The organism is Synechococcus sp. H55.11 (assembly GCF_047462475.1).
Classification (GTDB): domain Bacteria; phylum Cyanobacteriota; class Cyanobacteriia; order Thermostichales; family Thermostichaceae; genus Thermostichus.
This window is the reverse complement of sequence record NZ_JANSJI010000005.1, coordinates 1-11,417: the sequence shown is the minus strand read 5'-3', so window position 1 is coordinate 11,417 and position 11,417 is coordinate 1. Positions and strand designations below refer to the sequence as shown.

General features: G+C 61.8%; 6 protein-coding genes. 3 read left to right on the top strand and 3 right to left on the bottom strand.

All coding sequences use genetic code 11. The annotated features are described in order from the left end of the window. Together NW853_RS00150 and NW853_RS00145 are read left to right on the top strand one after the other, a co-directional pair. On the top strand, positions 1 to 444 hold a 444-nt coding region (locus tag NW853_RS00150; protein ID WP_414347077.1), incomplete at its 5' end, for a phage integrase N-terminal SAM-like domain-containing protein. 214 nt (positions 445 to 658) lie between these two features. Next, on the top strand, positions 659 to 4,621 hold the full coding sequence (locus NW853_RS00145) for a magnesium chelatase subunit H (RefSeq protein ID WP_414347075.1): 3,963 nt from the start codon (positions 659 to 661) through the stop codon (positions 4,619 to 4,621). A gap of 63 nt (positions 4,622 to 4,684) precedes the next feature. Here NW853_RS00145 and NW853_RS00140 read toward each other — a convergent pair whose 3' ends face one another. From NW853_RS00140 to cphA, 3 genes are all read right to left on the bottom strand, one after another. Continuing rightward, positions 4,685 to 5,536 (bottom strand): prepilin peptidase, encoded by an 852-nt coding sequence (locus NW853_RS00140; RefSeq protein WP_414334331.1) that lies wholly within the window; start codon positions 5,534 to 5,536, stop codon positions 4,685 to 4,687. An 89-nt stretch (positions 5,537 to 5,625) separates the two neighbouring features. Continuing rightward, complete coding sequence (locus NW853_RS00135; protein WP_414330572.1) at positions 5,626 to 5,826, bottom strand: hypothetical protein; 201 nt, start codon at positions 5,824 to 5,826, stop codon at positions 5,626 to 5,628. Between the two features lie 358 nt (positions 5,827 to 6,184). Beyond that, a complete protein-coding gene (gene cphA, locus NW853_RS00130) occupies positions 6,185 to 8,881 on the bottom strand; it encodes a cyanophycin synthetase (RefSeq protein WP_414334332.1) in 2,697 nt (898 codons plus the stop codon). Between the two features lie 276 nt (positions 8,882 to 9,157). On the opposite strand from cphA, the gene NW853_RS00125 reads away from it, so the two are divergent. After that, a complete protein-coding gene (locus NW853_RS00125; protein WP_414347073.1) occupies positions 9,158 to 11,413 on the top strand; it encodes a ComEC/Rec2 family competence protein in 2,256 nt (751 codons plus the stop codon). Positions 11,414 to 11,417: the final 4 nt, after the last annotated feature.

Here is an 11,417-nt window from a genome sequence, read left to right as displayed (position 1 = left end):
GGCGAGCAGATCAATGCCTTCTTAACCCACTTAGCGGTGGAGGAGAGGGTGGCGGCGTCCACGCAGAACCAAGCTCTCAGTGCGCTGTTGTTCCTTTACCGAGAAGTTTTGCATCTGGAGCTAGACCTTGACCTAGACGCCGTACGAGCCATGCGCTCAAGCTATTTGCCTACGGTCTTAACCCCTGAGGAGGTCAAGGCTGTCATTGTGCATCTGTCTGGGATCTATCGCTTGGTGGTGCAGGTGCTGTATGGCAGTGGCTCGAGGTTGGCAGGAGCTCAGCAGCTCCGGGTTAAAGATGTGGATTTTGCCCAACGGCAACTGGCGATTCGCAATAGTAAAGGGATGGAGAGCCGGTTAACGATGCTGCCAGAAACCCTAGTGGAACCTTTGCAAGAACACTTGCTCTGGGTCAAGCGACAACATCAGCAGGACTTGGAATAAGGATACGGCTCTGTCTATATTGCCCTTTGCTTTGGAGCGCAAGTATCCCAAGGCAGAGCGGGAGTGGAGCTGGTAAATTGCGAATTGTTACATGTGTAACGGCTCTTAACGAACCCAGTTCCGTTTCTCTGGTAGAACGGGAAACAGGCGCTAGGGAAGAATGCCCATTCCCGGCCCACTTGCTTTTTTGCATTGCACAAGGGAGAGCGACTGCATGTTTACTCTGGTTAAGCCCATCACCCGCCACGTAACCCCTGCTGAGCTGGGGGGGCGCCGACTGATGAAGGTGGTGTACGTGGTGTTGGAGCCGCAGTATCAGAGTGCCCTGACGGCGGCGGTGCAGCGCATCAATGCCCAGAACCCCAAGCTGGCGGTGGAGCTGTCTGGTTACTTGGTGGAAGAGCTGCGGGATCCCGCGGGATATGAGGCTTTCCAGCGGGATCTGGAGACGGCCAATGTCTTTATCGGCTCCTTGATCTTCATTGAGGACATTGCCCAGAAGGTGGTACAGGCAGTAGAACCCCTGCGGGAGCGGCTGGATGCGGTGGTGGTGTTCCCCTCCATGCCAGAGGTGATGCGCCTTAATAAGCTGGGATCCTTTTCCATGGCGCAACTGGGCCAATCCAAGAGCGCCATTGCCCAGTTCATGCGCAAGCGCCAACAGGGATCCAACTTCCAAGAGGGGATGCTGAAGCTGCTGCAGACGCTGCCCAAGGTGTTGAAGTACCTGCCCTTTGACAAGGCCCAGGATGCCCGCAACTTCATGCTCAGCTTCCAGTACTGGCTGGGCGGATCCCGCGAGAACCTGGAGAACTTTTTGCTGATGCTGGCGGATCGCTACCTGCCGGGGATGCGGGATCAGGTTAAGTTTGCCGAGCCGGTCACCTATTTGGAGATGGGCATTTGGCACCCGCTGGCGCCGCAGATGTTTGCCAGCCTGGCGGAGTATTGGGATTGGTACAACGCCCGCGAGGATCTGCCAGAAGACGTGAAGGATCCCCTGGCTCCCTGCGTGGGGCTGGTGCTGCAGCGCACCCACCTGGTGACGGGGGACGATGCCCACTACGTGGCCATGGTGCAAGAGCTGGAGTCGCGCGGAGCGCGGGTGGTGCCGGTGTTTGCCGGCGGCTTGGACTTTTCCAAGCCGGTGAACGAGTTTTTCTGGAACGAGCAGAAGACGACGCCAATTGTGGATGTGGTGGTGTCGCTGACGGGGTTTGCCCTGGTGGGCGGGCCGGCGCGGCAGGATCACCCCAAAGCCGTGGAGGCGCTGCAACGGCTCAATCGCCCCTACATGGTGGCGCTGCCCTTGGTGTTTCAATCCACAGAGGAATGGGCCACTAGTGACTTGGGCCTGCACCCGGTGCAGGTGGCGCTGCAGATTGCCATCCCTGAGCTGGACGGGGCCATCGATCCCATCATCCTCTCGGGGCGGGACGCGGCCACCGGCAAGGCCCATGCTCTACAGGATCGGATTGAGCTGATCGCGGCGCGGGCCATCAAGTGGGCCAATCTGCGGCGTAAGCCCAAGCTGGAGAAGAAGATCGCCATCACCGTCTTCAGCTTCCCGCCGGACAAGGGCAATGTGGGGACGGCGGCCTACTTAGATGTGTTTGCTTCCATCCACCGCGTCATGCAGGCGCTGGCCCACAACGGCTATGACCTGGGGCCAGAGCTGCCCAAAACGCCGCAGGAGTTGATGGAGGCCATCCTGCACGATGCCCAGGCCCAGTACGCCAGCCCGGAGCTGAACGTGGCTGCCAAGCTGTCGGTGCGGGAATACGAGGCCCTGACGCCCTATGTCAAAGCCATTGAAAAATATTGGGGGCCGGCGCCGGGGCACCTGAACACCGACGGGCAGAATCTGCTCATCTACGGCAAGCACTTTGGCAACGTGTTCATCGGGGTGCAGCCCACTTTTGGCTACGAAGGGGATCCCATGCGGCTGCTCTTTTCCAGGTCGGCCAGCCCCCACCACGGTTTTGCCGCCTACTACACCTATTTGGAGAAAGTTTGGGGAGCCGATGCGGTGCTGCACTTTGGCACCCATGGCTCTTTGGAGTTCATGCCGGGCAAGCAGATCGGCATGTCGGGCGAGTGCTACCCGGATAATTTGATTGGATCCCTGCCCAACTTGTACTACTACGCGGCCAACAACCCCAGCGAGGCCACCATCGCCAAGCGGCGCGGCTACGCCTGCACCATCAGCTACTTGACGCCGCCGGCAGAAAATGCCGGCCTCTACAAGGGGTTGCAGGAGCTGCGGGAGTTGATTGGCTCTTACCAAACCCTGCGGGAGGGGGCACGGGGCATTGCCATTGTCAACGCCATCTGTGACAAGGCGCGCCTGGTCAACCTGGACAAGGACGTGGAGCTGCCGACGGTGGATGCCGGCCAGCTCACCCTGGAAGAACGGGACACGGTGGTGGGCCAGCTCTACGCCAAGCTAATGGAGATCGAGTCGCGGCTGTTGCCCTGTGGGCTGCATGTGATCGGGGCGCCCCCTACCGCAGAGGAAGCCATCGCCACGCTGGTCAGCATCGCCAGCATTGACCGCCCAGAAGAAGGGATCCTTGGCCTGCCTCGCATTATTGCCCAGAGCCTAGGCCGGGATATCGACGAGATCTACCGCAACCGGGATCGGGGGCACCTGGCGGATACGGAGCTGCTGGATCGCATCAACAAGGCCTGCCACAAGGCAGTGGCGGCCCTGGTGCAGGAGCAAACCGACGCCCAGGGGCGGGTCTCCAGGGTAGCTAAGCTCAACTTCTTCAACATGGGGCGGCAGGCGCCCTGGCTGGTGGCCCTCAAGGAGGCAGGCTATCCCCAGGTGGATGCAGAGCTGCTCAAGCCTCTGTTCGAGTTTTTGGAAGAGTGCCTTAAGCAAATTACGGCTGACTACGAGCTGGGATCGCTGCTGCGGGCCTTGGAAGGGGAGTACATCCTGCCGGGGCCGGGCGGGGATCCCATCCGCAACCCCAATGTATTGCCGACGGGGCGCAACCTGCACGCTTTGGATCCCCAGTCCATCCCCACGGCAGCGGCCATCAAGTCGGCGGAGATCGTGGTGGAGCGGCTGCTGGCCCGCGAGTTGAGCGCCAACGGCGGCAGGTACCCGGAAACCATCTCGGTGGTGCTCTGGGGCACGGACAACATCAAGACCTATGGGGAATCGCTAGCCCAGGTGCTGTGTTTGCTGGGGGTGCGTCCCAAGCCGGATGCCCTGGGGCGGGTGAACAAGGTGGAGCTGATCCCTCTGGCGGAGCTGGGGCGGCCCCGCATCGACGTGGTGGTCAACTGCTCGGGGGTGTTCCGGGATCTGTTTGTCAACCAAATGGCTCTCCTCGACCGGGCGGTGAAGCTGGCGGCCTTGGCCGACGAGCCGCTGGAGCTGAACTTTGTGCGCAAGCACGCCCTACAGCAGGCCAAGGAGCTGGGGCTGACGCTGGAGCAGGCAGCAACGCGGGTCTTTTCCAACGCTTCCGGCTCCTACTCGGCCAACATCAACCTGGCGGTGGAAAACAGCTCCTGGGAAGACGAGAGCGAGCTGCGGGAGATGTATCTATCCCGCAAGTCCTTTGCCTTCGGCTCCAATCTGCCCAACCAGCAGATGCGGCAGCTTTTTGAGGCCAGCCTGAAAACGGTGGACGTTACCTTCCAGAATCTGGATTCCTCGGAGATCAGCCTGACGGATGTCAGCCACTACTTCGACTCGGATCCCACCAAGCTGGTGCAGAGCCTGCGCCCGGACGGCAAGGCCCCCTCGGCCTACATGGCGGATACCACCACACCCAACGCCCAGATCCGCACCCTGAGCGAGACGATCCGCCTTGATGCTCGCACCAAGCTGCTCAACCCCAAGTGGTATGAGGGCATGCTCAAGCACGGCTACGAAGGGGTGCGGGAGATCGCCAAGCGGCTGGTGAACACCTCCGGCTGGTCGGCCACGGCAGGCGCGGTGGACAACTGGATCTACGAGGAAACCAACGAGACCTTCATCAAGGACGAGGCGATGCGGCAGCGGCTGATGAACCTCAACCCCCACTCCTTCCGGCGCATCGTCGGATCCCTGTTGGAGGTGCACGGGCGTGGCTACTGGCAGACTTCCCAGGCCAATATTGAGCGCCTGCAGGAGCTGTACCAAGAAGTGGAAGACCGGATCGAGGGGGTGGAATAGGGGCCAAAGGGGATCCCTGCCGATCGTTGGCGCCGTTGCCACTGGAAGAGGGGTGCGGGAGTTCTACCCCAGCAACCCCGACCAGTGCAGGTAGGCTTCCACCAGGGGGGATCCCGCCAAGGCGGCCACGGCACCGCCCAGAGCCAAGTAGGGGCCGAAGGGGATGGGTTTGCCCAGGCGGGCCTTTCCTTTGGTCATGGCCAGCAGGCTGCCCAGCAAGCCGAAGCCGGAACCCAAAAGGAGAGTCACCACGACTCCTTGCCAGCCCAGCCACATGCCGATCAGAGCCAGCAGCTTGCCATCTCCTCCGCCCATGGCCTCCCGCTGCAAAACCCAGCGGGCAACAAAGCCAATGCCCTCCAGCAACCAAATGCCCAACACGGCCCCCGCGATCCCGGCCACCAGCGACAGGCCCATGGCCGCCAGGGATCCGGATCCTTCCAGCCAGGGCAGCGCCAAGCGGGCCAGCAGCCCCGCCACCAAGCCGGAGCGGGTGAGCGCTTCCGGCAGCAAGAACGTGTCCAGATCAACCAGCGCCAGGGCCAGCAGCCAGCCCAACAAGACACAGGTGAGGATCCCGCGGGGGGAAAAACCCAAGATGGCGATGCTGAGGCCAAACAGCCCCAGGGTCAAGGCTTCAACGGCAGGGTAGCGCCAGCTAATCTGCGCACCGCAGTGGCGGCAGCGGCCCCGCAGCAGGAACCAGCCCAGAATGGGGATGTTCTCCGTCGGGCCCAGCGGTGTTTTGCAGTGGGGACAATGGGATCCAGGATAGAGCAGAGAGAGGCCCCGCGGCAGGCGATAGACTACCACATTGAGAAAGCTGCCCACACAGGCTCCTAGCACCAACACCAGCACCCAGCCCAACAGGCGCAGCTCCCAGATGCCGTTCGCGTCGGCGTTGCTCAGCCACATTGCGCAAGCGCTGCGTAGCAGGAGAGAAGGTTGAGCATGGCAACCACTTCAAAAGGGCAGGAGAAGAACGGGAGAGGAGCCCTTCTGCCTCACCGCAGCGGCTCCAACTGCTGCAGCGGAATAAAGGTTTCTTGGGGCAGCAGAATGGGAAACTCAGAAAAGATCAGATCCCCTCTCAGGGTACGGCGGTGGATGACCACACCCCGCGGCGGCTGCTCCAGCACCTCCGGTCGATGCTGGAGATGAAATTGATAGATCTGACGAGCTGCTTGCAGCAACGCGCTGTCCATGTGCGGTTTCCCTACCTTGCGAAGCCCACTATTACCCTAACGATGTTCCCAAAGTCGCTTGGGATCCCTAACGTTCTGTCCGCCCTCTTTGAGCTTTTTTAGAAACGCTTAAGGTTCCTTAAAAGAGCCTTAAAAAGCGAGGATCCCTTGAACCGTTCGCACAAACGGAATGGAGTCTCTACACCTGCTCCTCCCCAAAAGACAAGCTGAGCCAGCCTGGCCCTGGCAAGCCTAAACCCAGGATATCGCCGCCGGGGGGTTATGGGCCATCTCCGCCCACTCAATTCCCAATACTCTTTAGGGAACGGGGGCATGCTTCTGGCAACCATGAAGCATTCTGGAGTTGTCGGCAGCCGGCTCAAGACGGTTTGCCCTCAGGGCTGGGGGAGATCAAGTTTGGGCCCATGCTGTAGGAAGAGCCACGGTAACTGGGTTTGGGGTTAAGCTTGTCTTGGAAGCGGGTGATGATCTGGATGGTGCGCTGCACGTCTGCCGGAAAGATCACCACCAGGTCTCCGGGTTCGGCCTTTTCCAAAGCAGTTTCGATGGCAGTTGCCTCATCCAGGATCTCCTGCAAGCGATCCCCTGCCTTTTCCTGTTCCCAACCCTGCCGGATCAGAGCGGCCACTTCGCCTGGCTCCCGTCCCCGCCGGTCATCATCTTCTTTGACGATGGCTCGGTCGAACATCCGCGCCGCCAGGACTCCCAACTCTCTCAGATCGCTGTTGCGCCGATCCCCGGGGCCGCCAATCACGCCAATCTTCCGCTGACAATCCCAGCGTTCCAGGGTGCTCTGAATGGCCTCGTAGCCTGCCGGGTTGTGGGCGTAGTCCACCAACACCTGGTAGCCGCCCACATCGAACAAGTTGAGCCGACCGGGGGTTTGAGCCACAGAACTGGTAAAGGTGCCCAGTGCCATGCGGATGTCGTCGATGGAAACCCCGTGCAGGAAGGCGGCCAGGGTGGCGGCCAGGGCATTTTGGATCATGAAGCTGGCCTTGCCGGAGAGGGTGAGGGGAATGTTGGTTACATCTTCGATGCGCAGTTTCCAGCCCCGTTTCAAAATCGAGATGTGACCCTCTTCATAAACAGCCGCTGTGCCCCCGGAAGCAATGTGCTTTTGAATGAGGGGATTCTCCGGGTTCATGCTGAAATAGGCCACCGTCGCCTTGACGTTGGCGGCCATGGCGGCCACCAGGCCGTCGTCGGCATTTAAGACGGCGTAGCCCCGCTCGTGTACCGCCTCCACCAAAACCGATTTGACGCGGGCCATGTCTTCCAGGGTTTCGATGTCCCCCAGCCCCAGGTGATCTGAGGTTACGTTGAGCACCACGCCAATGTCGCATTCCGGGAACCCCAAACCCTCCCGCAAGATACCGCCCCGTGCCGTTTCCAGCACCGCCACTTCTACGGTGGGATCCCGCAGTACCAGGCGGGCGCTGTGGGGGCCGGTCATGTCTCCCTTGGCAATTTGATGGTTTTGAATGTAAACGCCGTCGGTGGTGGTAAAGCCGACCCGCTTGCCGATACCTTTGAGGATGTGGGCGATCAGGCGGGTAGTGGTGGTTTTGCCGTTAGTGCCGGTGACGGCCAGGATGGGGATACGGGTGTGGCTGCCGGGGGGAAAGAGCATGTCGATGATGGGCTCGGCCACATTGCGCGGGATCCCTTCGCTGGGGGCCAGGTGCATACGCAAACCCGGAGAGGCGTTCACTTCGACGATGCCGCCGCCGGTTTCGTTGACGGGCTGGGCGATGTCCGGGCAGATGAGGTCGATGCCCGCCACATCCAGGCCGATGATCTGAGCTGCCCGCTCGGCAATAAAGGCATTGTAGGGGTGGATGATATCGGTGCAATCGACGGCAATGCCGCCGGTGCTCAGGTTGGCCGTGGACTTGAGGGTGCAATGCTCTCCTTCGGGCAGCACGGTATCCAGGGTGTAGCCTTTGCTCTCCAGGATGCGCAGGGTCATGTCGTCAACGCTGATCTGGGTCAGCACGTTTTCGTGACCAAACCCCCGCCGCGGATCCCGGTTGACCGCATCGATCAACTCTTGAATGGTGGAGCGGCCATCCCCCACTACATGGGCTGGGATCCGTTTGGCCACGGCCACCAGTTTGTTGTTGATCACCAGCAGGCGGTAGTCATCCCCCACCAGGTGTTGTTCCACCAACACCACATCGGAGTACTGGCTGGCCGCATCGTAGGCGATCTCGGCGGCCTCCAAGCTGGTGATGTTGACGGTGATGCCCTTGCCATGGTTGGCGTTGAGGGGCTTGATCACCACCGGAAAGCCCCCCACATCCTCGATAGTGGCCGCCAACTCGCTGCGACGCCGCACGGTGTAGCCCTTGGGCACCGGGATCCCCATGTCTTGCAGCAGTTCTTTGGTGGCCCGTTTGTCGGCGGCCAGGTCGGCGGCAATGATGCTGGTTTTTTCGGTGGTGGTGGCTTCGATGCGCTTTTGGTAGACTCCGTACCCCAGTTGCACCAGGGATCCCTTGTTAAGGCGGAGATAGGGGATGCCGCGCAGGGCGGCCTCATCCAGCAGAGCTTGGGTGCTGGGACCGAAGCGGACGTTTTCTCGGATCTCTCGCAACTCTTGGATGTCCAGCTCCAGGTCGCGGCGGTAGTCTTCTCCATCCACCAAGGCCTGACAGAGATACACTGCAGCTTTGGCGGCAAAGCGCCCGGCTTCTGCCTCCTGATACTCAAAGACGACGTTGTAGGTGCCGGGGGTGGAGGTTTCGCGGGTGCGGCCAAAATCCACTTTCATGCCGGCCAGGGTCTGCAGTTCCAAAGCCACATGCTCCACCACATGGCCCATGAGGGTACCCTCTTCCACCCGTTGCAAGAATCCCCCATAGCAGCCGCGGGAGCACTGATGTTCCCACAGTCCCGGCAACAAGGTCTGCAACCTTTCTTTAAAACCCGGAATGGTGTTGGTGGGGCGCTCCCGCAGGTCTTCCAGATCGAGCCGCATTTGGATCAGCTTGTGACGACGGATGCTCCAGTAGTTGGGGCCACTGAGAACGCGGATGGATCGAATGCGCATAGGGTTCAAGGAAAACGGTAGAGAGGGGAACAGACGACTGCTGCTTATCTGAGAAGGTTGGCTCGGGGAACTTCCTCGGCATCTGCGAGCCCTACCTGGTGCTGCAAAGCACTTGAACAGCTCGCCACGCGAACAGCCCTAATCTACACTCCCTTTGCCAGGGGCGAGAAAGAGTATCCTTTAATACGATTTTTTGGCAGGCGAGCAAGGTTAAGACAACGCCATGGATCCCGCCTGAGCGGGACAGTACAGTGGGGGCAAACGTGCCGCGGAAACATGGAAAGAACCTATCTGCTGGGGCTGGGCTGGATCCTGGGCCTGTTGCTGCGGGCCTGGCCGGCGGTGAGCGGCTGGGGCTGGGGGATCCCGCTGGGGCTGGGATTGGTGGGATCCCTGGGGTGGCGGCGACGACCGCGTTTGGCCCGCACCTGGCTGGCGATGGGTCTGGTGGGCTGCCTGGCCTGGGCCTACCTGGGCTGGCGGCAGCCGGTTCCCGGCCCGACGGATATTAGCCTGCTGGCCCCACAGCCGCAGATGAGCCTGGTGGGCACCGTTCTTGCGGAGCCCCGTCCCACCCGCAGCGAGCGGCGGCAGTTTTGGCTTGAGGCGGAGCAGGTGTTGGAGGCCAACTCCACCGCTCGCCAGGTGAGCGGCAAGCTCTACGTCACTGCCAGCCCTGAAGCTCTCCCAAGCCAGGATCTCCATCCCAACCAGCGGGTGCGCCTGACGGGATCCCTCTACCTTCCCAGTCCAGCCCTGAACCCAGGCAGCTTTGATTTTCAGGTCTATCTGCAGCGGCAGGGGGCTTTTGCGGGGTTCAGCGCTCGCGAGGTGATTCCCCAACCGGGCGGGAGGGGCTGGGGAGGTTGGGTGTTGCGGCGGCGGGTGCGGGAGGCGTTCATTGCCGGGCTGGGGGAGCGGCAGGGGAACCTCTTGGCTTCCCTGGTGCTGGGATCCCGCGCTGCTCAACTGGACTTTGATTTGCAGGATGCCTTTCGAGAAGTTGGCCTGGCCCACGTCCTGGCGGCCTCTGGGTTTCACGTGTCGCTGCTGGTGGGGGTGGTGTTCGTCCTGACGCGGCGGCTGCCGGTGCGCCTGCAGCAAGGGATCCTCCTGGCGGTCTTGGGGATTTACCTCACCTTGACGGGGTTTACGCCTTCGGTGTTGCGGGCGGCGGTGATGGGGGTGGCGGCCATGCTGGTACTGACGGAGCCCAGACTGGAAGGAAAAGTCAGGCTTAACCCCCTGGGGACGCTGCTGGTGGCGGCAGTTTTGCTCTTGATCTACCAGCCCTTGTGGATTACGGACTTGGGGTTTCAGCTTAGCTTTGCCGCCACCTTGGGGCTGCTGGTGGGGACGGCGCCGATCGTGTCCCGGCTGGACTTTTTGCCGCCGGCGGTGGCTACCGCTCTGGCCGTTCCGCTGGCCGCCCAGATCTGGACCCTGCCGCTACAGGTGGTTATCTTTGGCCGCATCCCCACCTACTCGCTGCTGGCCAACCCGCTGCTATTGCTTCTAGTAGTGCCGCTGCTGGTGGCAGGGTTTGGGGCGGCCCTGGTGGCCTTGATCTGGCCGGGGCTGGGATCCCTGCTAGCCCAGCCCTTGACGTTTTTGCTCACGCCTTTGATCAACTGGGTGAGCTGGATGGCCAGCTGGCCCCTAAGCTCCTACTACACCGGCAGGGTCTCGTTGCTGCAGTGCCTGCTCCTCTACGGGGCGCTGGTGGCCCTAACCTTTTGGCCCCGCTGGCGGCGGGCTTTCCGCTGGCAGGGTACTGCTCTGGTTATGGCTGCCATCCTGCTGGGGCCGAGGCTGTGGCCGGGGCCGCCAGTTCAGATCACGGCTTTGGCCAGTGGCCGTATCCCCATCCTGGCCATCCAAGCCGAAGGACGCCATCTCTTACTGAACAGCGGCGATCCCCGCTTGGCCGAGCGCACGGTGCTGCCCTTTTTGCGGCAGCAGGGCCTGCGCCGTCTGGAGGGGGCGGTGGCCATGACCTCTGCCGGCTCGGCCAATGGGGGCTGGGAGATCCTGCTTTCGGCTTTCTCCATCGGGCAGTTCTGGGATGGGGGCGGCGTCAATGCCGCCTCGGACAGCTACCTGCGCTCCCTCAGCGCCGTGCAAGCAGCCGGGATCCCCTATCAAGTCTTGCGGCCTGCGGATTGGATCCCTTTTTCGGAGCGGCTGAAGCTGCAGGCTGTCCACACCAACCCTCTGGTGTTGACCCTGGAGGCGGAGGGATCCCGTTGGCTGCTCTTGGGATCCGCCGGCACCAACGTCCAGGCTGAGCTGACCGGATCCCCCCTGCTGCCGGCCCAGATCGACTGGCTGTGGTGGGATGGGGGATCCGTGATCCTGGACTTGCTGGAGCGCTTTCAGGTGCAGGCGGGCATCAGCTCCGGCCCTGTTGGCGAGGCAGTAGCCACCTGGTTTCGGCAAAAGCAGCGGCCCCTCTACATCGCCGATCGCGTTGGAGCAGTGAGCTGGTCGCGGCGGGGCGTGCAAACCCTGAGGGCGCAACTGGACGGATAGGTGG